This is a genomic window from Mycobacterium sp. E2733, assembly GCF_001667585.1.
Taxonomy (GTDB): Bacteria; Actinomycetota; Actinomycetes; order Mycobacteriales; family Mycobacteriaceae; genus Mycobacterium.
Genome location: NZ_LZJZ01000027.1, coordinates 174,645 through 198,540 on the forward strand (window position 1 = coordinate 174,645; position 23,896 = coordinate 198,540).

General features: G+C 68.6%; 19 protein-coding genes. 11 read left to right on the forward strand and 8 right to left on the reverse strand.

What is annotated here, in order from left to right; translation table 11 throughout:
- The first annotated feature begins 17 nt into the window (after window positions 1-17).
- The 3 genes from A5678_RS06760 to A5678_RS06770 all read left to right on the forward strand — a co-directional run bounded on the left by A5678_RS06760 (window position 18) and on the right by A5678_RS06770 (window position 5,822).
- A complete protein-coding gene (locus A5678_RS06760) occupies window positions 18-2,036 on the forward strand; it encodes a serine/threonine-protein kinase (protein WP_068040112.1) in 2,019 nt (672 codons plus the stop codon).
- A gap of 159 nt (window positions 2,037-2,195) precedes the next feature.
- Window positions 2,196-4,355, forward strand: coding sequence for an excinuclease ABC subunit UvrB (uvrB, locus tag A5678_RS06765; RefSeq protein WP_068040225.1), 2,160 nt, complete (start codon window positions 2,196-2,198; stop codon window positions 4,353-4,355).
- Between the two features lie 57 nt (window positions 4,356-4,412).
- Window positions 4,413-5,822, forward strand: coding sequence for an MFS transporter (locus A5678_RS06770; protein ID WP_068040117.1), 1,410 nt, complete (start codon window positions 4,413-4,415; stop codon window positions 5,820-5,822).
- Window positions 5,823-5,834: 12 nt separating this feature from the next.
- On the opposite strand, the gene A5678_RS06775 is transcribed toward A5678_RS06770, so the two are convergent.
- On the reverse strand, window positions 5,835-6,554 hold the full coding sequence (locus tag A5678_RS06775) for an MgtC/SapB family protein (RefSeq protein ID WP_068040118.1): 720 nt from the start codon (window positions 6,552-6,554) through the stop codon (window positions 5,835-5,837).
- Window positions 6,555-6,605: 51 nt separating this feature from the next.
- Complete coding sequence (locus A5678_RS06780; protein WP_068040119.1) at window positions 6,606-8,177, reverse strand: glycosyltransferase family 39 protein; 1,572 nt, start codon at window positions 8,175-8,177, stop codon at window positions 6,606-6,608.
- A gap of 285 nt (window positions 8,178-8,462) precedes the next feature.
- On the opposite strand from A5678_RS06780, the gene A5678_RS06785 reads away from it, so the two are divergent.
- Window positions 8,463-8,906, forward strand: a complete 444-nt coding sequence (locus A5678_RS06785; protein ID WP_068040120.1) for a universal stress protein — start codon at window positions 8,463-8,465, stop codon at window positions 8,904-8,906.
- Window positions 8,907-8,926: 20 nt separating this feature from the next.
- Here the strand turns inward: A5678_RS06785 and A5678_RS06790 are convergent, their stop codons facing one another.
- Window positions 8,927-9,613 carry an MBL fold metallo-hydrolase gene (locus tag A5678_RS06790; protein ID WP_068040122.1) on the reverse strand — a complete coding sequence of 229 codons (687 nt, stop codon included), beginning with the start codon at window positions 9,611-9,613 and terminating at the stop codon, window positions 8,927-8,929.
- A 110-nt stretch (window positions 9,614-9,723) separates the two neighbouring features.
- Here A5678_RS06790 and uvrA point away from each other — a divergent pair, with 110 nt between their 5' ends.
- A complete protein-coding gene (uvrA, locus tag A5678_RS06795; RefSeq protein WP_068040124.1) occupies window positions 9,724-12,633 on the forward strand; it encodes an excinuclease ABC subunit UvrA in 2,910 nt (969 codons plus the stop codon).
- 119 nt (window positions 12,634-12,752) lie between these two features.
- Here uvrA and A5678_RS06800 read toward each other — a convergent pair whose 3' ends face one another.
- The 4 genes from A5678_RS06800 to lysX all read right to left on the reverse strand — a co-directional run bounded on the left by A5678_RS06800 (window position 12,753) and on the right by lysX (window position 18,339).
- The gene (locus A5678_RS06800) at window positions 12,753-12,986 is read right to left on the reverse strand and encodes a hypothetical protein (protein WP_068040227.1); all 234 of its coding nucleotides are present in this window, start codon (window positions 12,984-12,986) and stop codon (window positions 12,753-12,755) included.
- A gap of 5 nt (window positions 12,987-12,991) precedes the next feature.
- Window positions 12,992-13,435: a DUF6653 family protein gene (locus tag A5678_RS06805; protein ID WP_197502056.1), complete on the reverse strand. Its 444-nt coding sequence runs from the start codon at window positions 13,433-13,435 to the stop codon at window positions 12,992-12,994.
- A gap of 7 nt (window positions 13,436-13,442) precedes the next feature.
- Window positions 13,443-14,927 carry an alpha/beta hydrolase family protein gene (locus A5678_RS06810; protein ID WP_197502057.1) on the reverse strand — a complete coding sequence of 495 codons (1,485 nt, stop codon included), beginning with the start codon at window positions 14,925-14,927 and terminating at the stop codon, window positions 13,443-13,445.
- Window positions 14,928-15,003: 76 nt separating this feature from the next.
- Window positions 15,004-18,339 carry a bifunctional lysylphosphatidylglycerol synthetase/lysine--tRNA ligase LysX gene (gene lysX / locus A5678_RS06815; RefSeq protein WP_082945420.1) on the reverse strand — a complete coding sequence of 1,112 codons (3,336 nt, stop codon included), beginning with the start codon at window positions 18,337-18,339 and terminating at the stop codon, window positions 15,004-15,006.
- A gap of 438 nt (window positions 18,340-18,777) precedes the next feature.
- On the opposite strand from lysX, the gene infC reads away from it, so the two are divergent.
- From infC to A5678_RS06835, 4 genes are all read left to right on the forward strand, one after another.
- Window positions 18,778-19,383 carry a translation initiation factor IF-3 gene (infC, locus tag A5678_RS06820; RefSeq protein ID WP_082945421.1) on the forward strand — a complete coding sequence of 202 codons (606 nt, stop codon included), beginning with the start codon at window positions 18,778-18,780 and terminating at the stop codon, window positions 19,381-19,383.
- Between the two features lie 41 nt (window positions 19,384-19,424).
- Window positions 19,425-19,619 carry a 50S ribosomal protein L35 gene (gene rpmI, locus A5678_RS06825; protein ID WP_068040130.1) on the forward strand — a complete coding sequence of 65 codons (195 nt, stop codon included), beginning with the start codon at window positions 19,425-19,427 and terminating at the stop codon, window positions 19,617-19,619.
- An 88-nt stretch (window positions 19,620-19,707) separates the two neighbouring features.
- A complete protein-coding gene (rplT, locus tag A5678_RS06830; protein WP_068040132.1) occupies window positions 19,708-20,103 on the forward strand; it encodes a 50S ribosomal protein L20 in 396 nt (131 codons plus the stop codon).
- Window positions 20,104-20,116: 13 nt separating this feature from the next.
- The gene (locus A5678_RS06835; protein WP_068040232.1) at window positions 20,117-20,908 is read left to right on the forward strand and encodes an RNA methyltransferase; all 792 of its coding nucleotides are present in this window, start codon (window positions 20,117-20,119) and stop codon (window positions 20,906-20,908) included.
- Here A5678_RS06835 and A5678_RS06840 read toward each other — a convergent pair.
- Window positions 20,895-21,950: an oxygenase MpaB family protein gene (locus A5678_RS06840; RefSeq protein ID WP_068040134.1), complete on the reverse strand. Its 1,056-nt coding sequence runs from the start codon at window positions 21,948-21,950 to the stop codon at window positions 20,895-20,897. The two genes, A5678_RS06835 and A5678_RS06840, sit on opposite strands and share 14 nt — an antisense overlap.
- A gap of 192 nt (window positions 21,951-22,142) precedes the next feature.
- On the opposite strand from A5678_RS06840, the gene A5678_RS06845 reads away from it, so the two are divergent.
- A complete protein-coding gene (locus A5678_RS06845; RefSeq protein WP_068040136.1) occupies window positions 22,143-23,066 on the forward strand; it encodes an adenylate/guanylate cyclase domain-containing protein in 924 nt (307 codons plus the stop codon).
- Window positions 23,067-23,074: 8 nt separating this feature from the next.
- Window positions 23,075-23,881, forward strand: a complete 807-nt coding sequence (locus A5678_RS06850; RefSeq protein ID WP_068040235.1) for a rhomboid-like protein — start codon at window positions 23,075-23,077, stop codon at window positions 23,879-23,881.
- Window positions 23,882-23,896 lie beyond the last annotated feature (15 nt).

Sequence of the window (23,896 nt, forward strand, 5' to 3'; positions counted from 1 at the left end):
AGGGGACGAGGCGGTAGATGGATGAACACAAAGGGACTACCCGGCGCATCGGCGCCGGGCGCCGGCTGCTGAGGAACCCGCGTCAGGCCGGCGCGGCGATGCGCGCGAGCTTTCACTCGCTGCCCGCCGTGACGATCTCCCACCTGTTCCGCCGCATTCCTCCGGTCAGCTCGGCCCCGAGCGTCGAGCCCGAGGCCCCAAAGCGGGCCGATGGGTCTCGCCCGTCGATATCCGGCGGGGCGCCGTTCGCCGGCTACACGATCCTGCGGCAGCTGGGTGCCGGTGGCATGGCCGAGGTGTATCTGGCACTGCACCCCCGGTTGCCGCGTCGCGACGTGATCAAGGTGCTGGCGGAGGCGGTCACGGCCGATCCCGAATTTCGCGAAAGGTTCAACCGCGAGGCCGATCTCGCCGCGACGCTGTGGCATCCGCACATTGTCGGCGTGCACGACCGCGGCGAATTCAACGGTCACCTCTGGATTTCCATGGACTACGTCGAGGGCACCGACGCCTCCCGGCTGGTGAAAGAGCGCTACCGGGACGGGATGCCGATCCAGGAGGTGTGCGCCATCATCCACGCCGTCGCGGGGGCCCTCGACTACGCCCACGACCGCGGACTGCTGCACCGCGACGTCAAACCGGCCAACATCCTGCTCACCCATCCGGAAGACGGGGAACGCCGAATCCTGTTGGCGGACTTCGGTGTCGCGCGTCACCTTGGTGACATCAGCGGAATCACCGAGACCAACGTCGCCGTGGGTACGGTGGCGTACGCCGCGCCGGAACAGTTGACGGGATCCAACATCGACGGACGGGCAGACCAATATGCCTTGGCCGCAACGGCTTTCCATCTGCTCACCGGTGCACCGCCGTTTCAGCACTCGAATCCGATCGCGGTGATCGGCCAGCACCTGCACGAGGATCCGCCCCGGCTCAGCGATTACCGCCCGGAGCTGGCGCATCTCGATGAGGTGTTTCGCAAGGCGTTGGCCAAACGACCCGAGGACAGGTTCGAGCGGTGTCGCGCATTTGCCGCCGGTGTCGCCGAAGCCGGCCCGCGCGGCCGGGCCGGGTTGACGGCGCCGCCGCAGCGCGGACCGCGCGCCGTCGCTGCGGCGACGAACCACCGGTTCTCCTCGCGGACGCGGTGGGCGATCGGGTTGGTGTGCGCGATGCTCGTGGCCGTGGCTGCCACCGGATCGGTGCTGTACTCGGTTGAGCCGGACACGCCGCCGGCCAACCCGGCCCTCGCGTCCAAGCCGTCCGTCCCCGCGCCGGCCAGGTCCGGCGGACCGGTGCTCGACGGGAGCTACAAGCTGGACTACGACCAGGGCAAGCGGACCACCAATGGCGTCGCGATCCGCCACGACGGCCCCGCCACCGGCTGGTGGGCTTTCCGTTCGGTGTGCACCACCAACGGATGCGCGGCCACCGGGACCCGGCTGGACAACGCCGCCCACCAAACGGCCGACGGGGGCAAGACGGACACACTGCACTTTGTCGGCGGCTACTGGCAGGGCGCGCCCCAACAGGAGCGGCTGCCTTGTACCCAACCGCACGGCCAGGCCCGGGCCGCCCAGCAGGAGACCCTCGCCTGGTCGCTGGCGCCCCAATCCGACGGCACCCTGCGCGGCACCGTGACCGAGACCGTGCTCAGCAACGAGTGCGGCGCCCAGGGCGCGGTGGTGCGGGTGCCCGTGGTGGCGACCCGGGTCGGTGACGTGCCCGCCGGCGTGAACCTGAGCGACCCCGGCCAGGCCGTCAGCACGTCGACGGCGGCGTCGGCCCCGGCGCCGCCCGTGCTGGGCGGGTTGTGCGCCGACATCGACAAGCTGGCCTACGACCCGACCAACAGCGAGCAGATCGTCTGCGAGGGCAACAGCTGGGCCAAGGCCCCGATCACGATGGGCGTGCACGCCTCCGGCAGCTCGTGCGACCGCCCGGGCACTTCGGTGTTCGCGATGACCACTTCGAACGACGGCTATCTGCTGCAGTGTGACCCCGTCACCCGGACGTGGGCCCGTCCGGCGGGATAGCGGCCGTCCGCACCAATAGGCGACCTTCGAATCCGATATTCGCCCGCGCTCTCAAGTTCGCGGACCGCCTTGTCCCGTCAAGTTGGTACTGATGTGACGGATGTGGCCGCGTTGACCAGCACGGCGACGCTTGTCGGTGGGCGGTTCTACCCTGGTGGCATGGCTTTCGCCACGGAACATCCGGTACTCGCCCATTCGGAATACCGCGCGGTCGACGAGGTCGTGCGCGCCGGCGGCCACTTCGAGGTGGTCAGCCCGCACGCGCCCGCCGGCGACCAGCCGGCCGCCATCGACGAGCTGGAACGCCGCATCAAAGCGGGGGAGCGCGACGTGGTGCTGCTCGGCGCCACCGGCACGGGAAAGTCGGCCACCACCGCCTGGCTCATCGAGCGGCTGCAGCGGCCCACGCTGGTCATGGCGCCGAACAAGACGCTGGCCGCTCAGCTGGCCAATGAACTGCGAGAGATGCTGCCGCACAACGCCGTTGAGTACTTCGTGTCGTACTACGACTATTACCAGCCCGAGGCGTACATCGCGCAGACCGACACCTACATCGAGAAGGACAGCTCGATCAACGACGACGTGGAGCGGCTGAGGCATTCCGCGACGTCGTCGCTGCTGTCGCGGCGTGACGTCGTCGTGGTGGCGTCGGTGTCGTGCATCTACGGCCTGGGCACCCCGCAGTCGTATCTGGACCGCTCCGTGGAACTCAGCGTGGGCACTGAGGTGCCCCGCGACGCGCTGCTGCGGCTGCTGGTCGACGTGCAGTACGCCCGCAACGACCTGTCCTTCACCCGTGGCTCGTTCCGGGTGCGCGGCGACACCGTCGAGATCATCCCGTCCTACGAGGAGCTGGCGGTGCGCATCGAGTTCTTCGGCGACGAGGTCGAGGCGCTGTACTACCTGCACCCGCTGACCGGCGACGTGATCCGCCAGGTCGACTCGCTGCGGATCTTCCCCGCGACCCACTACGTCGCCGGCCCGGAGCGGATGGCCCACGCGATCTCCACGATCGAGGAGGAGCTGGCCGCGCGGCTGGCCGAGCTGGAGGGTCAGGGCAAGCTGCTGGAGGCGCAGCGGCTGCGGATGCGCACCAACTACGACATCGAGATGATGCGTCAGGTCGGCTTCTGCTCGGGCATCGAGAACTACTCGCGGCACATCGACGGTCGCGGCCCGGGCTCGCCGCCGGCGACCCTGCTCGACTACTTCCCGGACGACTTTCTGCTCGTCATCGACGAGTCGCACGTCACGGTGCCGCAGATCGGGGGCATGTACGAGGGCGACATGTCCCGTAAACGCAACCTGGTCGAATACGGCTTCCGGCTGCCGTCTGCGTGCGATAACCGCCCGCTGACGTGGGAGGAGTTCGCCGACCGGATCGGGCAGACGGTGTACCTGTCGGCCACCCCCGGCCCGTACGAACTCAGCCAGGCCGGCGGTGAGTTCGTCGAGCAGGTGATCCGGCCGACCGGACTGGTGGACCCGAAGGTCGTGGTCAAGCCGACCAAGGGGCAGATCGACGACCTGATCGGCGAGATCCGCAAGCGCACCGACGCAGACGAGCGGGTGCTGGTGACGACCCTGACCAAGAAGATGGCCGAAGACCTCACCGATTACCTGCTGGAGATGGGCATTCGGGTGCGCTATCTGCACTCCGAGGTCGACACCCTGCGCCGGGTGGAGCTGCTGCGCCAGCTGCGGCTGGGTGAGTACGACGTGCTCGTCGGCATCAACCTGCTCCGCGAGGGGCTGGACCTGCCCGAGGTGTCGCTGGTGGCGATCCTGGACGCCGACAAGGAGGGCTTCCTGCGGTCCTCGCGCAGCCTCATCCAGACCATCGGCCGCGCCGCCCGCAACGTCTCGGGCGAAGTCCACATGTATGCGGACTCCATCACGGACTCGATGAAGGAGGCGATCGACGAGACCGAACGGCGGCGGGCCAAGCAGGTCGCCTACAACGAGGCCCACGGCATCGACCCGCAGCCGCTGCGCAAGAAGATCGCCGACATCCTCGACCAGGTCTACCGCGAGGCCGACGACAGCGAAACGGTGGGGATCGGCGGCTCGGGACGCAACTCCTCGCGGGGCCGGCGCGCCCAGGGCGAGCCGGGCCGCGCCGTCAGCGCCGGCGTGTTCGAGGGCCGCGACACGACCAGCATGCCGCGGGCCGAACTGGCCGACCTGATCAAGGACCTCACCGAGCAGATGATGGCCGCCGCCCGTGACTTGCAGTTCGAGCTGGCCGCACGCTTCCGCGACGAGATCGCCGACCTGAAGAAGGAACTGCGGGGGATGGATGCCGCCGGCCTGAAATGAGTTTGCTGGCAGCGGATCTCAGGTCGGCACTATCGCGACACCCCATACGGTAGAAGGGTGACCGACACCGCGACCGTCACCGGCGGCTGGGACCAGCTGCTGGGTCCCAGGTATCTGAGGACCTCCATCCTGCTGGCCGGCGGAGTGGCCCTCTACGCCACCAACGAGTTCCTGACCACCAGCTTGTTGCCCAACACCATCGCCGAAATCGGCGGCAGCAGGCTCTACGCCTGGGTGACGACCTTGTATCTGGTCGGGTCGGTGGTGGCGGCGGCGATGGTCAATCCGATGCTGTTGCGCGTCGGGGCGCGCTCGTCCTACCTGACCGGACTTGCCGTGTTCGGCGTCTCCAGCCTGGTTTGCGCGGCGGCGCCGAACATGCAGGTTTTGATAGCTGGGCGCGCCCTGCAGGGCGTGGCCGGGGGGCTGCTGGCCGGCCTCGGATACGCCGTCATCAATTCCGCGCTGCCGCGCGCGCTGTGGACGCGTGCCTCGGCACTGGTGTCGGCGATGTGGGGCGTGGCTACGGTGGTCGGTCCCACGACGGGCGGGCTGTTCGCCCAGCTCGGCTTGTGGCGCTGGGCCTTCGTGGCGATGGCCGTGCTGACCGGCCTGATGGCCATGCTGGTGCCGGTCGCAATGGCCCGCGTCGAGCCCAGCACCGCCATGCCGTCGAGGAAGGTGCCGGTGCGGTCGCTGCTGCTGATCGGTGCGGCCGCGCTGGCGGTCAGCGTCGCCCAGATTCCGCGCAACACGCTGGCGACGTTCGCGCTGCTCGCCGCCGGCATCGCGCTGGTGGGGGTGTTCGTGGTTGTCGACTGGCGGACGCACGCGGCGATCTTGCCGCCCAGCGTGTTCGGCCCCGGTCCGTTGAAGTGGATCTACCTGACCATGGGCGCGCTGATGGGGGCCGCGATGGTGAACACCTACGTGCCGCTGTTCGGCCAGCGGCTGGCGCATCTGACGCCGATCGCGGCCGGCTTCCTGGGAGCCGCGCTGGCGCTGGGCTGGACGGTCAGCGAGATCATCAGCGCATCGCTGGAGAGCCCGCGAACGATCGGGCGGGTGATTGTGGCGGCGCCGATTGTCGCCGCGTCCGGCCTGGCCCTGGCGGCGGTCGCGCGACGCGGCGACGCGTCCCCGTGGACGGCGGGGCTGTGGGCGGTGGCACTGCTGGTGGCCGGGACCGGGATCGGAATGGCCTGGCCGCATTTGTCGGCGCGCGCGATGGCCTCGGTCGCCGACCCCGCCGAGGGCGGCGCCGCCTCGGCGGCGATCAACACCGTCCAGCTGATCTCCGCCGCGATCGCCGCCGGTTTGGCCGGCGTGGTGGTCAACACCGCCAAGGGAGGCGACGGGATGGCGGCGCACTGGCTGTTCACGGTGTTCACCGCGCTGAGCGCCGCCGGTGTGGCGGTTTCCTACCGCGCGACCCGAGGCGTGCGCGAGGCGCAGCCGGTCGGCTAGTTCGTGCCGGGCTCAGTCGGGGTTGTCGTCGGCCTGTAGGACCGCGACCACCCCGTCAACGTCGCCGAAAACTTGCCGTGCGTTCGCAATCTTGCTGCCCGACAAAGTCATGGTCACCCGGACCTCGCCGTCGTCGATGTCGTGGGCATCCGCGTCGAGCTCGGTGAGCTGCCAGTTCCGCTGCCCGCAGATTCGCAGCACCTCCCGCAGCATTCCCCGGCCGTTTTCGTAGATGATCTGCACCCGCACGGTGCCGCGCAGCTGGGCCGTCAAGCGGCCCTCGATGCCCTTGAAAAGCAGCGCGCTGACGAAGTGCAGGACCACGACCGCGGCGGCCAGCAGCAGCAAGCCGGCGCCCACGGCCATGCCGACTGCGGCCGATTCCCACACCGCGGCCGCCGTCGTGAGCCCGTGCACCGCACCGCGTCGGGTGATGATGATGCCCGCGCCCAAAAAGCCGATCCCGGAAACGATTTGGGCCGCGACGCGGGACGGGTCCAGCATGACCGTGCCGCCCGAGAGGACGTCGGCGAAGCCGTACTTACTGACCAGCATGATCAACGCCGCCGAGGTCCCGACGATCGTCTGGGTCCGCAATCCGGCGCTCTTGCCCTGGATGGTGCGTTCCAGGCCGATGAGCGTGGTCAACCCGAACGCGACGAACAGTTCGACGAGGTGCCGGACACCCTGTACGTTGCCACCCAGGAGCGGCGCGGCCAGCCAGCTCTGCATACTCGTCAACTACCCAACGAATGGCGGTTCACGCCGTCGGCAAAGCGGCAATCACCGCGTGGACTTCACCACCTGCGAATAATGGAACTGCCAACGTTCGACAATGCGGAAACCGAGATAACTCGGGAACCGATAAGCCGGGGCGCGCCCGAATGCGGCTCCCGGTGGCAATGACGGCCCGGATTGATGGTCGGGCAGCGACGTGTCTTTATTGGTAATCGTCCAGATCGCGGGACATTTGTTGATTTTGGCCGTCGTCAGCCACACGGCGACGTGGCCGTCCCACAGCGACCCCACCTTCGGCCCGTAGGCGCCGCGTTCGACGTCGATGAGCGACCGGAAGGCCGCGGGCCGGGTCGCCAGCAGGGCGCGGATCGGCCCGGGCCGCCACGGCACGGTGTTGTCCACCAGCAGACAGTCACCCGGCGCGGCGTGGGAGCTGATCAAATCGGCCACCTGGCTGTAGTCCCAGCCCTCCTTGGCGTACGGCCAGCGCTGAACGAACAGGTAGTTCGGCACCGCGGCGACGGCGCACGCCAGCACCACTGTCGCGATGGGCCCCGGCCTGCGGGCGATCGTGACGATGCAAACGGCCAGGACTACGGCCATCGCGGGGGCGGTGAAGATCAGGTAGCGGGGGTAGTAGATCGGTTCGCTGACGGCCGAATAGATGACCACGAGCGCGGTGGGGATGACCACCCACGCCGAGCAGATGATCAACAGCCGACGCGTGTCGCCGGCCGGGGGCCGGACGCCGGCCAGCCGGGCCGCGACCGCCGCCACGATGAGGACGGCCGACAGGATGGCGAACGGGACGCTGTGGTCGAAATACTGGCGCAGGATGATGTCGAACGCGTAATGCCAGCTGACCGGGTAAATCCAGTTGACCTGCCAAACCTGCGCGTGGGCGAACACGATGAACGGCGTCATGGCCGCGACCGCAACGCACGAGCTGATCGCCCACCAGATAACCGCGGATTTCCGCGCTTTCTCGGGCGCCAACAGCGGCACCATTACGGCGTAAACCGGCACCAACAGCACCATGTTCAAATTGAGCAGAATCGACAGCATTAATGCCAGCGCGTAGCAAACCCACAATCGCCCTCTGTTGCGGCGGGCGGCGACGACGAGCAATACGGTCAGCCAGACCGCCGCGGCGGCGGCGAAGGCATAGGGCCGCGCCTCCATGCCCGCCCAGGTGGTGCGCGGCAGGATGGCGAACATGACACCGGCGCAGATCGCCGTCGGCCGTGTCGAGAACTGCCGGGTGAATACCGTGACGCCCGCGGCGGCGGCGCCCACCGCCAGGGCGCTGGGCGCCCGCGACCAGAACTCGGTCGGCGGAAACAGCGCGAACCAACCGTGCATCACCAGGTAATACAGCCCGTGCACGGCGTCGATGTGGCCCAGCAGCCGCCACAGCTCCGCCAGCGTCCGGCTCCCGGCGGCCGAGATGGTCGCCCCCTCGTCGAACCACAGGGAGGGCCTGCAGGCCCACGCGCCGCTGACCACGGCCGCGAACACGGCGATCGCCCACGGGTCGAGCAACCGGCCCGGCGGACGCGCGGGCGCGGGCTCCTCGACTCCGTCCGCGACGCGCTGCTCGACGGTGGGCATGGACATGATGCTTGTCACTGTAAAGCGGAATCGCGGGGCCGGCTCACAAATCGCGGCCGGCCTATTAGCCGCGGGCGCCCGCATTCCGCGAAAAGCTGCGTTATGCAACGCTTTCCGCCTCGGGCCTGAGCATTTGATTGTTTTGTCATCGGCGATATTGTCCGCTGGCCCAGCGCGGCCCCGCAAATTGTCGACACGCCGCGCCACGCGGTGTCGGTAATCTGTTCCCTCTGCAACGGGCAAACGCGATACTGTCTTGGGTTGGCTGACCAACCGAAACTGGGAGGGTAAATGGGCGCCTATCAGACTGTGGTGGTGGGAACCGACGGCTCGGACTCGTCGATGCGTGCGGTAGACAAGGCGGCGCAGATCGCCGGACCCGACGCCAGGCTGATCGTCGCTTCGGCGTACCTGCCCCAGCATGAGGACAGCCGGGCCGCCGACGCACTGCGGAACGAGAGCTACAAGGTGTCCGGCACCGCGCCGATTTACGCGATCCTGCAGGACGCCAAGGAGCGGGCGCACAAGGCCGGGGCCAAGAACGTCGAAGAGCGCCCGATCGAGGGCGCCCCGGTCGACGCGCTGGTCAAGCTGGCCGAGGACGAAAAGGCCGACCTGTTGGTCGTCGGAAACGTCGGACTGAGCACGATCGCGGGCCGGCTGCTCGGATCGGTGCCGGCCAACGTGTCGCGGCGCGCCAAGGTGGACGTGCTGATCGTCCACACCACGAACTAGCTCGCGATCGCCAGTAGGGCCTACCAGCCCCGCGCGCGCCATTCGCCCAGGTGAGGGCGCTCTTCGCCCAACACGGTGTCGTCGCCGTGGCCGGGGTAGATGACGGTGGAGTCGTCGTACACGTCGAACACCCGGGTGGTGACGTCGTCGAGCAGCTGCCTGAAGTCCCCGGCCTGCCACGTCTTGCCGACCCCGCCGGGGAACAGGCAGTCGCCAGTGAACAGCTGCGTGACCCCGCCGGTCGCGGGCCCGTCGAGGGCCAGCGCGATCGATCCCGGCGTGTGCCCGCGCAGGTGGATGACGTCGAATGTCAGCTTGCCGATGTGCAGGGTGTCGCCGCCCGCGAGCAAACGCTCCGGTTTGACCGGCAGCGGTTCGGCGTCGATCTCGTTGACCGCGGTTGGCGCGCCGGTGGCCGCGGCCACGGCTTCGAGGGCCTGCCAATGGTCCCAGTGCTGGTGGCTGGTCACGATCAGTGACAGCCTCGGCGCGTAGCGCCGGATTAGACCGATCAAGACGTCCGCGTCGTTGGCGGCGTCGATCAACAACGTCTCCCCGGTCGCGGAACATGTCACCAGATACGCATTGTTGTCCATGGGGCCCACCGACACCTTTAGGATCGTGGCGCCGGGTAGGGTCCGGCGGGCCGCAGTACCAGGATCGACGTGTCCGGTGTAGTTGTCGCTCACCTTGTCGGGGGCAGTCATAGCGGCCACGTTACTGGTCAAACGTTGCTTGTCGGTACGGGCACATAGCATGGAATGCGCCGTGCGCATTACCGGCTGCAACACGTAAAGATCCACTGAGAGAGGGCAGCGTGGCTGACCGCCTGATCGTCAAGGGCGCCCGCGAACACAATCTGCGGGGCGTCGACCTCGACCTACCGCGCGACGCGCTGATCGTCTTCACCGGGCTGTCGGGGTCGGGCAAATCGTCGCTGGCCTTCGACACGATTTTCGCCGAGGGCCAGCGCCGGTACGTCGAGTCGCTGTCCGCCTATGCCCGCCAGTTTCTGGGCCAAATGGACAAGCCGGATGTCGACTTCATCGAGGGCCTGTCCCCGGCCGTGTCCATCGACCAGAAGTCGACCAACCGCAACCCGCGGTCGACCGTCGGGACGATCACCGAGGTGTACGACTACCTGCGGCTGCTCTACGCCCGCGCCGGCACGCCGCACTGCCCGGTGTGCGGCGAGCGGATCGCCCGCCAGACCCCCCAGCAAATCGTCGACCAGGTGCTGGCGATGCCGGAGGGCACCCGCTTTCTGGTGCTCGCCCCGGTGGTGCGCACCCGCAAGGGCGAGTTCGCCGACCTGTTCGAGAAGCTGAACGCGCAGGGCTACAGCCGGGTCCGGGTCGACGGCGTGGTGCACTCGCTGACCGATCCGCCCAAGCTGAAGAAGCAAGAAAAGCATGACATCGAGGTGGTGGTCGACCGCCTCACCGTCAAGGCCAGCGCCAAGCAGCGGCTCACCGATTCGGTCGAGACCGCGCTGAACCTGGCCGACGGCATCGTGGTGCTGGAGTTCCCGGACCACGGGGCCCACGAGCCCGATCATCACCGGGAGCAGCGGTTCTCCGAGAAGCTGGCCTGCCCCAACGGGCACGCGCTGGCGGTCGACGACCTGGAACCGAGGTCGTTCTCGTTCAATTCGCCCTACGGCGCCTGCCCCGAGTGCACCGGCCTGGGCATCCGCAAGGAGGTCGACCCCGACCTGGTGGTGCCCGATCCCGAAAGGACGCTCGCCGAGGGTGCGGTCGCCCCGTGGTCGACGGGCCACACCGCGGAGTACTTCACCCGCATGATGGCCGGGCTCGGCGACGAGCTGGGCTTCGACGTCGACACGCCCTGGCGCAAGCTGCCGGCCAAGGCGCGCAAGGCGATCCTCGAGGGCTCCGACCACCAGGTGCATGTGCGCTACCGCAACCGGTACGGCCGAACCCGTTCGTACTACGCGGATTTCGAGGGTGTGCTGGCGTTCCTGCAGCGCAAGATGGCCCAGACCGAGTCCGAGCAGATGAAGGAGCGCTACGAGGGTTTCATGCGTGACGTCCCCTGCCCGGAGTGCGAGGGCACCCGGCTCAAGCCGGAGATCCTCGCGGTCTCGCTGTCCGCCGGGGGGCGCGGCAAGAAGTCCATCGCCGAGGTGTGCGAGCTGTCGATCTCGGACTGCTCGGACTTCCTGAACGCGCTCACCCTGGGGCACCGAGAGCAGGCGATCGCCGGGCAGGTGCTCAAGGAAATCCAGTCGCGGCTCGGCTTCCTGCTCGACGTCGGGCTGGACTACCTGTCACTGTCGCGCGCGGCGGCCACCCTGTCCGGCGGTGAGGCGCAACGGATCCGGCTGGCCACCCAGATCGGCTCCGGCCTGGTGGGCGTTCTCTACGTGCTCGACGAGCCGTCGATCGGGCTGCACCAGCGTGACAACCGTCGGCTCATCGAAACCCTCACGCGGCTCAGGGATTTGGGCAACACGCTGATCGTCGTCGAGCATGACGAGGACACCATCGCCCACGCCGACTGGATCGTCGACATCGGTCCCCGCGCCGGTGAGCACGGAGGCGAGATCGTGCACAGCGGGACGTACGCCGAGCTCCTGGCCAACGAGGACTCGATCACCGGCGCCTTCCTGTCGGGCAAGGAAGCCATCGAGATGCCGGCGATCCGGCGTGCGATAGACCGCAAGCGTCAGCTCACCGTCGTCGGCGCCCGCGAGCACAACCTGCGCGGCATCGACGTCTCGTTCCCGCTCGGCGTGCTCACCTCGGTGACCGGCGTGTCCGGCTCCGGCAAGTCGACACTGGTCAACGACATCCTGGCCACGGTGCTGGCCAACCGGCTCAACGGTGCCCGGCTGGTCCCGGGGCGGCATACCCGGGTGACGGGTCTGGACCATCTGGACAAGCTGGTGCGGGTCGACCAGTCGCCGATCGGTCGCACGCCGCGGTCCAACCCGGCCACCTACACCGGCGTGTTCGACAAGATCCGCACCCTGTTCGCGGCCACTACGGAGGCCAAAGTCCGTGGCTACCAACCGGGCCGGTTCTCGTTCAACGTCAAGGGCGGCCGATGCGAGGCGTGCACCGGCGACGGCACGATCAAGATCGAGATGAACTTCCTGCCCGACGTGTACGTGCCGTGCGAGGTCTGCCACGGCGCGCGCTACAACCGCGAAACGCTGGAAGTGCACTACAAGGGCAAGACCATCTCCGAAGTGCTGGACATGTCGATCGAGGAGGCGGCGGACTTCTTCGAGCCGATCACCGGCATTCACCGCTACCTGCGCACGCTCGTCGACGTCGGCCTGGGCTACGTCCGGCTGGGTCAGCCCGCCCCGACGTTGTCCGGTGGCGAGGCGCAGCGCGTCAAGCTGGCCGCCGAACTGCAGAAGCGCTCGACGGGGCGGACCGTCTACATCCTCGACGAGCCCACCACCGGGCTGCATTTCGACGACATCCGCAAGCTGCTCACCGTCATCAACGGGCTGGTGGACAAGGGCAACACCGTCATCGTCATCGAGCACAACCTGGACGTCATCAAGACGTCGGACTGGATCGTCGACATGGGGCCCGAGGGTGGCGCCGAGGGCGGAACCGTTGTCGCCGAAGGCACCCCGGAGGACATCGCCGCGGTGCCGGAAAGCTACACCGGGAAGTTCCTCGCCGAGGTTATCGGCCGGGTCGCCCCGCCGCGGCGGTCGAGCCGGCGGCGCAAAGTCACCGCCTGAACGGCCATCCCGCCGCGGCCCAGCAGGCGGCGCAGTTGATACGGCCCGAACCGGCTCCCGATCCGCGAACCGGGCTGCGTTTCACTCATCGACGTCCCCCCGACGCTAAGCCAGCCGCCCTAGCCCTCGTCCTTGCGCATCGACTCGCGGAACTCGGCCAGCCGATCGGCCGCGGCGCGCTCGCGTTCGTCGTATTGCTCGGCGACAGAGCGGCCCTCCGGCGACTCGGCGTCCAATTCCGCGTCGCCCAAGGATGTCGCGTAGCGATTTTCGATCTTCTCGCGGACGGATTCGAAGGTCGGCACACCGGCGCTGTCGTACCCGGGATCGGGCGGGGTCGGTTCGTCGGGCATGAGGGTCACGTTACTAAAAGCCCGGCCGGGTCCCGCCGCTCGCGCTCCAGATAGCGCACCATTTGCTCCCAGTACACCAGCGTCAGCGCCATCTGCACCGTGACAGCGGCCGCGGCGGGCAGCGGGCGACGGCGGCGCGCGGCGACGACGGCACCGATCGCGGCCACCGATGTCAGCGCGCTGACCACCATGGCCGCGTCCCGGGGTCGACGGCTGATCCACAACTCCTCGCCCAGCATCGCCCGCGTCGACCACGCCCGCTCGTGCGCCGGCTTGCCGAATACGAACGGGTTGACGGCCAGCCACAGGCCAATCCACGCCGCATGGTTCCAGCGCCGCGTCCACGGTGGCACCAGGATCAGCGGGGTGCTCGCCCAGCGGGTCCAGGCGCTCCACGGATTGCAGTGCCGCGCAAAGATGGCGCGCCGAACCCGCGCAACGGCAAACACCAGCGGCCTACCGCCGGGCGGGATTGGAATGGTCGGCAGGGACGACGACCGGGGTGGCAGGCGCGGCCGGGGCGGCGCCGGGCAACGTGGTCCGCGGAATTCCCGGCGTGCCCAGCCGGCCGGCCAGCCACGGCAGCGCGGCGGCGAAGACCCGGTCGGCGAACGGCCAATCGTGCTTGCCCGGCTGCGCCAGCACCGCGCAGTCGATCCCGTTGGCGCGGCCGAGCGAACACAGCGAGTAAGCGGCCGCCGCCTGGTTGCCGGGGTTGGCTGCCGCTTCCCCTCTTGCGAGACGGATCGCGCCGCTGTCGGTCATCATCGGGTCGCGGCGCGGCGCGGGCGGGCCGTCGGAGGAGATCGCGAACCAGCCGGCCACGTCGCTGTACGTCCCGTGCCGGCTGATCACCGTCGTCGGGTCGAATGCCGCCCACGCGTCGGCGTTTCCGCCGAAGAGCCGGGCGATGGTTTGGGTCTTGCTTCCGGCGTTGGGGAAGAAGTCCCCCGCGACGTCGACGAACGCGCTGAACATGTCGGGGTGCATGACGGTCAGGTCCACGGCGCAAGTCCCGCCCATCGACCAGCCGGCGATGCCCCAGTGGGACCGGTCGCCGCTGACGCCGAACTTGGAAACCATATACGGCACAACGTCTTTGGTCAGATGGTCGGCGGCGTTACCGCGGACGCCGTTGACGCACTCGGTGTCGTTGTTGAAGGCCCCTCCGGAGTCGACGAACACCAACACCGGCGCCTTGCCGTCGTGGGCGGCCGCAAAGTCGTCGATAGTCTTGACCGCGTTGCCCGCGCGGGTCCAGTCCGCCGGGGTGTTGAACTGGCCGCCGATCATCATGACCGTCGGCAGCGCCGGCGGCGGGCTGCTGGTGAACCATTCGGGCGGCAGGTAAACCAGCTCACCGCGATGCTTGAAATGCGAGGCGTCAGAGGGGATCACCACCGGAACCACGCTGCCGTGCGGTGGGCGTGCCCGTTTGGCGGCCATCGCGGTGACGGTGGCCGGGTCGGTCTGATCGGGCAGGGGACCGGAGGAGATCTGGCTCCACGCGGCCTGCACGGTCGGGAAGTAGCCGACCCATAGGTTGAGCACCAGGGCGGCACACAGCGCGCACAACGGCACGGCCAGCAGGCCCGCCCCGCGCCGCCAGCGGCGAGCGCCGCGCCACCCCAGGATCAGCACCGCCACCGCCATGCCGGTCAACGTGATCCAGAGCCACAGTGCCGTCGGCGCGGGTTCGTCGGACAGGCCGCGGTCGACGATGTACCAGTGCGTCAGGTAGGCCACGGCGGCGCCGGCTAGCGCAGCCGCCGGCAACCACACCGCCCGCCACCGCCGCGATCGCCATCCGACGGCCAGCGTCAGCACGATCGCGGTCACCACCTGGATCGTGGTGGGCACCCAGCCGTGCATCAGCGAGGTGTGGCTGCTTGCCAGCAACTGCGTCGTGGCATTGGTCGTCGACGCGGTCACGGCATTCATTGTGATCCATCGTTAACCGGCCTGGAACATATTCACCGAATGTTCGCCGTCGGGCCGACCGCGCGTCGCGGGCCGCCTAGTGGGGCTTGGCCAGCGGAAATGGCAGGGTTTCGCGGATGCTGCGGCCGGTTATGAGCATGACGAGCCGATCGATGCCCATGCCGAGCCCGCCGGTGGGCGGCATCGCGTACTCCATGGCTTGCAGGAAGTCCTCGTCGAGCTCCATCGCCTCGGGGTCGCCGCCGGCGGCCAGCAGCGACTGCTCCTGCAGGCGGCGGCGCTGCTCCACCGGGTCGGTGAGCTCGCTGTACGCGGTCCCCAACTCGACCCCCCAGGCCACCAGGTCCCACCGCTCGGCGACGCCGCGCCGGCTGCGGTGCGGTCGGGTCAACGGCGAGACGGAGGTCGGAAAGTCGATGTAGAAGGTCGGTCGCTCGGTCCGGTTCTCGACCAGGTGCTCGTAGAGCTCCAGCACCACGGCGCCGGCGTCCCACTGCGCCCGATACGGAATGTGGGCGGCATCGGAGAGTTTGCGCAAAACGGACAGGGGCGTGTCGGGGTCGATGCGTTCCCCGAGCGCCTCGGACACCGCGTCGTGCACGGTCTTCACCGGCCAGTTCCCGGAGATGTCGACCGGTTGCAGGCGGCCGTCGGCGCCGGGGCGCAGCACCGTCTGCTCGCCGTTGGCGGCCTGTGCGGCGTTTTGGATGAGCTCCCGGCTACCGTCGATCCAGGCCGTGTAGTCGGCGTGCGCCTGGTAGGCCTCCAGCAGCGTGAACTCCGGGTTGTGGCTGAAGTCCACCCCCTCGTTGCGGAAGGCCCTGCCCAGCTCGAACACCCGCTCCACCCCGCCGACGCACAGCCGCTTCAGGTACAGCTCCGGCGCGATGCGCAGGAAAAGGTCCATGTCGTACGTATTGATGTGGGTGACGAACGGCCGGGCGGTGGCTCCGCCGTGGATTTGCTGCAGGATCGGCGTCTCGACCTCGATGAAACCCTTGGCGAACAAGGTTTCCCGCACCGAGCGCAGGACGCTGCTGCGCGCCGTGACCAGCTCGCGCGATTCGGGATTGACCGCCAGGTCGACGTAGCGGGTCCGTACCCGCGCCTCCGGGTCGGTCAGCCCCTTCCACTTGTTCGGCAGCGGCCGCAGGCACTTACCGATCATCCGCCAGTCGCGCACGATCAACGAGCGGGTTCCGTTCTTGGAAAAGCCCATGTGCCCGGTCATCTCGACGAGGTCCCCGAGGTCGATGGCCGCGGTGAAGTCCGCGGTGCGGCCGCGCTCCAGGCGTGAATTGTCCAGCAGCACCTGCAATTCGCCCGACCAGTCCCGCAGCTGGGCGAACAGCACCCCGCCGTAGTCCCGGATCCGCAATATCCGGCCGGCGACGGAGACGGTTTCCTGATCGTCGGCGTCCAGCACCCGGGAAACGGTGTGGCTGGGCGGGATTCCCACCGGATAGGCGTCAATGCCGTTGCGCCGCAGTACCTTCAGTTTCGCCAGGCGCACCCGCACCTGCTCGGGCAGGCGGGCTCTCGACTCTTCGAGTTCCGCGTCGTCGCGTCGTTGCTGCAACTCGCTGACGTCGGGCGCCGAGCCGTCGTGATGCAGCAGGCCCGACTCCGCCAGTCTGGGAGGCACGGCGGGGTGATGGCCGGTGTGCATCCTCTCGCGGCGGGTGAACGGCAAGACCAGGAAGCCCTCCGCGATCACCGAGGCGACGCCGACCCGCGGGATCAGGCGCGCGTCCTCGTAGCAGGCGTAGCGCGGAACCCATTCCGGTTGGTACTTCATGTTCGAGCGGTACAGCGTCTCCAGCTGCCACCACCGCGAGAAGAACAGGAGCAGCCCCCGCCACAACCGGGCGACCGGGCCTGCGCCGAGTTGCGCGCCCTGTTCGAACGCCGAGCGGAACATCGCGAAGTTCAACGAAATGCGGCTGATGCCAAGGGTTTCGGCGGTCAGCGCGAGCTCGCTGACCATGAGCTCGATGGTGCCGTTGGGGGATCCCGGCGAGCGGCGCATCAAGTCCAGGGAGACCCCGGTGGTTCCCCACGGGACCAGCGACAGCATCGCGACGACGGCGCCGTCGCGGTCCATCGCCTCGACCAGCAGGCAATCCCCATCGGCCGGATCGCCCAGCCGGCCCAGCGCCATGGAAAAGCCGCGCTCGGTCTGGGTGTCGCGCCAGGCGTCGGCGCGGGTGATGGTCTGAGCCATCTCCTCCGCCGAGATGTCGCGGTGCCGGCGGATGCGCACGGTCAGCCCGGCCCGGCGGGCCCGGGTCACGGCCTGGCGCACCCCGCGCATGTCGGGACCGGACAGCCGGAAATCGGCGGTCCGCAGGATCGCCTCGTCGCCCAACTCGAGCGCGTTCAGCCCGGCTTCCCGATAGACGCGCGCGCCCTGCGTGCTGGCGCCCATCACCCCCGGCGCCCAGCCGTAGGTCTGGCACAGCCCCAGCCAGGCATCGATGGCCTGCGGCCACGCCCGCGGGTCGCCGATCGGGTCACCGCTGGCCAGGCAGACGCCGACCTCGACGCGGTAAGTGATGGCGGCGCGGCCGCTCTGCGCGAACACCACCGACTTGTCGCGGCGGGTCGCGAAGTATCCGAGCGAGTCGTGCTTGCCGTATAGCTCGAGGAGCCCGCGGATGGCCGACTCGTCCTCACCCGTGAGCGCGTTCTCGGCGCGCTGCGATTGGAAGAGCACGATCGTCGCCAGGATCAGCGCCAGCGCTCCGAACAGGCCGAAGATCGCGTTGAGGAACACGTGCGGCTTGCCGGTGAACAGGTCCGGATCGGCCAGGGCGAATCCGACCACCCGGTTGGCCACGTAGGGCAGGCGGTCCTGGCGCGCCAGCGTTCCGGGCCACAACTCCACCAGGCCCCACGAGATCAGGATCCCGACCACATCCCCGGCGACCAGCACCGCGGCGGCTTTGACCAGCGCGCCTTTGCGGACCTTGGCCCAGAACTCCCGGTACGCCAGCACCAACAACACGATCGCGATGATGTGCACCGCGAACCCGAGGTTCTCGCCGAAGGTCTCGGCCGCGGTGTTGTCGCCCGCGGCCATGTCGGCGACGTTCAAGCCGGCGGCAAGGATCATCTGGCCGAGCAACACCAGCCAGGCGATCCGTTTTCGCGCGGTCAGTGCCGCGGCCAGCAAGGCGAGCACGAACGACCACGCGATGCTGGTGTCGGGGAAGTTGAACAGATAGCTGTTGATGAACTCGCGGGGGACCTTGATCAGCCACCGAAGCGCGGGGGACACGCTGGCCAGCAACGAAACCGTGGCGATGACGCCCACGATCCACCCGGCCGCCGCCGGTACCCAGCGATACCGGGATTGCGACCGACCGCGAGGTCCCGAACGGGGCCCCGAACGAGATGAAGCGAGTGTCACAGACCGCGAGGATATGCCCTCAGTCCGTGAAAAGCTTGGCGAAGCGCTAAGAGTGGCCAGCACTAATTGGTCCGGTCGCTCGGGCGTGCTCGTGCGCGCCGGACGGGGTCGGGGGCGAAGTGCAAAAAGCCGCCCCGTGGCTGCTAAACTGGCGTCCGCGACCATCCCGGCGAAGGCCAGGAACAGTAAGTGGAGTCCCACTCCCACCGCGCGCCACGAGGTTTTCTTCAAGGCTCGGCGGTCCGGTCACAGACATCGCGCATGTCTGTTCCGCGGGCAACGCGGGCGGCTTGACCAGTTGCAAGCCGTGATCGGTCGGCATTGGGCCCTGCTATTGCAGGGCTTTTCTGCTGGTGGTGTGGTGTTTCCGCCGCTGACTCCCGACCCAGGCCCTGGCCGTGAGCGCACGATATCTATCAGCCCAACAAGGGAGGCCCCATCAGCACTGAGACCCGCGTCAACGAGCGCATCCGCGTACCTGAAGTCAGATTGATCGGCCCCGGGGGAGAGCAGGTAGGCATAGTGCGCATCGAAGACGCACTGCGCGTCGCTGCGGACGCCGACCTCGACCTTGTCGAAGTTGCCCCGAACGCCAGACCCCCGGTCTGCAAGATCATGGACTACGGCAAGTTCAAATACGAGGCGGCGCAAAAGGCGCGCGAATCCCGCCGGAACCAGCAGCAGACCGTCGTCAAAGAGCAAAAACTGCGACCGAAGATCGACGATCACGATTACGAGACCAAAAAGGGTCACGTAATCCGCTTCCTGGAGGCGGGTTCGAAGGTGAAGGTCACCATCATGTTCCGCGGGCGTGAGCAGTCGCGGCCCGAGTTGGGCTACCGCCTGCTGCAGCGGCTGGGCGCGGACGTCGCCGAATACGGCTTCGTCGAAACGTCCGCCAAGCAGGACGGCCGGAACATGACGATGGTGCTGGCCCCGCACCGCGGCGCGAAGACCCGCGCCAGGGCGCGGCACCCCGAAGGACCGGGGGACGCCGCGGCACCGGACGCCGACGCCGGCGCCGACAGCCCTTCACCCAACTGACCTGAGACCACATAGCGAGCACTTCGAGAATTAGAGGAAACATGCCCAAGGCCAAGACCCACAGCGGGGCTTCGAAGCGGTTCCGGCGCACCGGAACCGGCAAGATCCTTCGCCAGAAAGCCAACCGTCGGCACCTGTTCGAGCACAAGCCCTCCACCCGGACCCGGCGGCTGGAAGGCCGCACCACCGTGGCGGCCAACGACACCAGGCGGGTCAACAAGCTGCTGAACGGCTGACCTTCAACAAGCCGAGCGTCGGCGCCAGTCGCCGCCGGCACCCGAACCAATTACTTTTCAAGTTACTTTCAGGAGAGCAGGAACCCCCATGGCACGCGTGAAGCGGGCGGTCAACGCCCACAAGAAGAGGCGCAGCATTCTCAAGGCCTCCAAGGGGTATCGCGGCCAGCGCTCGCGGCTCTACCGCAAAGCCAAAGAGCAGCAGCTGCATTCGCTGAATTACGCCTACCGCGATCGCCGCGCGCGCAAGGGCGAGTTCCGGAAACTGTGGATCTCGCGGATCAACGCGGCGGCGCGCGCCAACGACATCACCTACAACCGGCTGATCCAGGGTTTGAAGGCCGCCGGCGTCGAAGTCGACCGCAAGAACCTCGCCGACATCGCGATCACCGATCCCGCGGCGTTCACCGCGCTGGTCGACGTCGCCCGGGCCGCGCTGCCCGAGGACGTCAACGCGCGTTCGGATTCCGGAGAGGCCGCCTAAACCGGCATTGCAGGTGCTGACCGAACGTTCGGCCCGGGTCGCCGCGGCGGTCAAACTGCATCGCCACGTCGGCCGACGGCGGGCGGGGCGATTCCTGGCCGAGGGCTCCAACCTGGTCGAGGCGGCGGCAGCCCGGGGCCTGGTCCGCGACGTCTTCGTCACCCAAGCAGCGTCGCAGCGGTATGCGGCTTTGCTTGCCGCGCAGCATTGTCCGGTCCATGTGGTCAGCGAGCGGGCCGCGAAGGCGCTGTCCGACACCGTCACCCCTGCCGGATTGATCGCCGTCTGCGAGGTGCCTGCGACCGGCCTGGCGGACGTGCTGGCCGGTTCGCCCCGGCTGATCGCGGTCGCCGTCGAGATCAGCGAGCCGGGCAACGCCGGCACGGTGATTCGCATCGCCGACGCGATGGGCGCACAGGGCGTGATCCTCGGCGGGCACAGCGTCGACCCGTACAACGGCAAGTGTCTGCGCGCCTCGACCGGCAGCATCTTCTCGATCCCGGTGGCCGCCGCGCCCGATGCGGCCGCCGCACTGGGCGCCGTGCGCGCCGCGGGGCTGCAGGTGCTGGCGACGACCGTGGACGGCGAAACGCGCCTCGACGAGGCCGCGGCCCTGCTCGGCCGGCCGACGGCGTGGCTGTTCGGGCCCGAATCACAGGGCTTGCCAACCGAACTCGCGGCGGCGGCCGATCACCGCATGCGCATCCCGATGTCCGGCGGCGCCGAGAGCCTGAACGTGGCCTCCGCCGCGGCCATCTGCCTCTACCAGAGCGCGCAGGCGCTGGGCATGTTCAAGCGGCCCTGACGCGCCCCCGGGCGGGCCGCAGGCCCGCCAGCGACAGCGTCCCGTGCACCAGCGAGCCGGCGCGCTCCATCAGGGCCTTCGCGGGGTCGAGCGGCGAGCGCGGGGCGAGGCGGGAACGGGGGGGAAAATAATGCATCGGCAGCCCGCGGCGGTCGCGCGGCGGCGCCATGAACGGCGGAGCCTCCACCAACGGCGCGTTGCCGGGCAGCCGCCCCTCGGCTCGGCGGTATGCGGCCAGCGCACGGGGATGCAGCCGAATCTCGTCGGGAACCGCCAGGAAGGCCAGTTCCACGAGCTTGCCGAACAGGCGCAGCAGCACCTCGTCGCCGGGCGTCCAGCGCATGCCCGCCTTCTCCCGAACCGCGGGCTCGAACAGGCCCGCCGCGATCCAGCGCTGCCCGGCGACCAGCGGCTTGAACATCTGGTCCCAGATCGGCGTCGGCATCAGCACGAACTTGGGCTTGGGAATTCGAATTTGGAAGATGTCCAGCGTCGCCTGGTTGATTTCCAATTCCTCGCGGCAGACCCGATCCCAGTACTCGCAGAACTCCTCCCAGGAGGTGGGCACCGGCCGCATGCTCATCCCGTACATCCGGTACCACCGCACGTGCTCGTCGAACAGCTGCCGCTTCTCGGCCTCCGTCAAACCCCCGCAGAAGTACTCGGCCACCTTGATCACCAGCATGAAGAAGGTGGCGTGGGCCCAGTAGAACGTTTCCGGGTTCAGCGCGTGATACCGCCGGCCGGACGCGTCGACGCCCTTGATGGTGTGGTGGTAGCTCGTGATCTGCCGCCCGGTCTGGGCCGCGCGGTCGCCGTCGTAGACGACGCCCATGATCGGGTACACCGAGCGGGCCACCCGCTGCAGGGGCTCGCGCAGCAGGATCGAATGTTCCTCGACGCCCGCGCCCAGCTCCGGATACATGTTCTGGATCGCGCCGATCCAGACGCCCATCATTCCCGTGCGTAGGTCGCCGAAGTACTTCCAGGTCAGAGAATCGGGTCCGAGCGGATCGTCGGATCGCGTTGGAATGGCAGTCATCTCGGCCTCCTCGGCTCACGATAACTTTGACAACGCGCGTTGTCTACGATTTCGGCCGTTGCGCGCCGGCGGGTGTTATGGGGCGTCCACAGCGGTGTGGCGTCGCCGTGATCAGGCGATACGTTGCGAGCTGCGACACAAACGGTGGGGGCTTCATTGCCCGCCTCCGGCGGAACCAAATAACCTGGCCAGGTGGAACTCGCGCGTCGCGACTCGGATTCGGGCGGGCCCGAAGAATCGACGGTGACGTCATCCGATCCGCCACCGCGTTCCCCGGTCTCGGCGCACGGCGCCTCGCAGTGGTTGCACAGCCGGAATCACAGCCCCGCCGCGGTGGCGTTCATCCGCCGGGCCCGACGTCTGCTACCCGGCGATCCCGAGTTCGGCGACCCGCTGTCCACGGCCGGCGACGGTGGGCCGCGCGCCGCGGCGCGTGCCGCCGACCGGCTGCTGGGGGATCGCGACGCGGTGTCGCGCGAAGTCAGCCTCGGGGTGTTGCAGGTGTGGCAGGCGCTGACCGAGTCGGTCGCCCGCCGTCCCGCGAATCCCGAGGTGACGCTGGTGTTCACCGACCTGGTCGGCTTCTCGTCGTGGTCCCTGCAGGCCGGCGACGACGCGGCGCTCACCCTGCTGCGACAGGTGGCGCGCGCGGTCGAGCCGCCGCTGCTCGACGCCGGTGGCCACATCGTCAAACGGATGGGCGACGGCCTGATGGCCGTCTTCGGCGATCCCACGGTCGCGGTGCGGGCCGTCCTGGCCGCCAAGGAGGCGCTGAAGTCGGTCGAGGTGGCGGGCTACACGCCGCGGATGCGGGTCGGCATCCACACCGGGCGGCCCCAGCGGTTGGCGGCGGACTGGCTGGGTGTCGACGTCAACATCGCCGCGCGGGTGATGGAACGGGCCACCAAAGGCGGGGTCATGGTGTCAGGTTCGACACTCGACCTGATCGCCCAGAGCGAACTGGACGCGATGGGCGTGGTCGCCAAACGTGCACGTAAACCGGTGTTTGCGGGAAAAAGCACCGGCGTCCCGGCGGACTTAGCGATATATCGTTTGAGGACTCATAGGGAGTTGACAGCGCCCGATCACACTTCCGAAACCGATTACCCGACATAATGGATGCAATGTTTGGGGGCATCTTCACCCGGCTCGCCCGGGTCCAGTTCACGGTGGGGTACGTGGCGGTGCTGCTTGCCCTCAGCTGTGCCATCTTGCTGCTCGGCCCGCACGCGCATGACGTGCTCGTCGAGCGCGCCAGCACCAACCTGCACAACCTCGCCCACGGCCACGTCGGCACGTTGCTGGGCAGCGCGCTGGTCGTCGACGCCGGTCCGCTCTACTTCTGGCTGCCCTTCCTCACCTGCCTGCTCGCACTCGGCGAGCTGCACCTGCGCACGATCAGGCTGGTCGTGGCGTTCCTCGTCGGCCACATCGGCGCGACGCTGGTGGTGGCCGCCGCCCTCGCCGCGGCGGTCGAGTTCGGCTGGCTGCCCCTTTCGATCACCCGGGCCAGCGACGTCGGGATGAGCTACGGCGCCCTGGCGGTGCTCGGCGCGATGACGGCGGTGATTCCCCAACGCTGGCGGCCCGCCTGGGTCGGCTGGTGGGTGTCGGCCGGCATCGCCTCGGCAATCATCGGCGGTGATTTCACCGACGCCGGGCACACCGTCGCCGTGGTCCTGGGCGTGCTGGTGTCCGCCCGGTTCCGCCAGCCCATCCATTGGACGCCGGTGCGCTCCCTGATGCTGGTGGCCTCGTCGGGTTTCGGCTTCCTGCTCCTGGCCCACCACTGGGGAACCATGGCCGCGGCGCCCGCGGTCGGGGTGCTGGGCGCGCTGGCCGCCCACAAGATCGTGCAGTTCGTCACCGCGCGCGGCGAAGTGTTGGACGACGGCGCGCTGGCCGGTCCGCAGCCGGCTCCGGCGACCTAGACTTCCGCGGCTGCT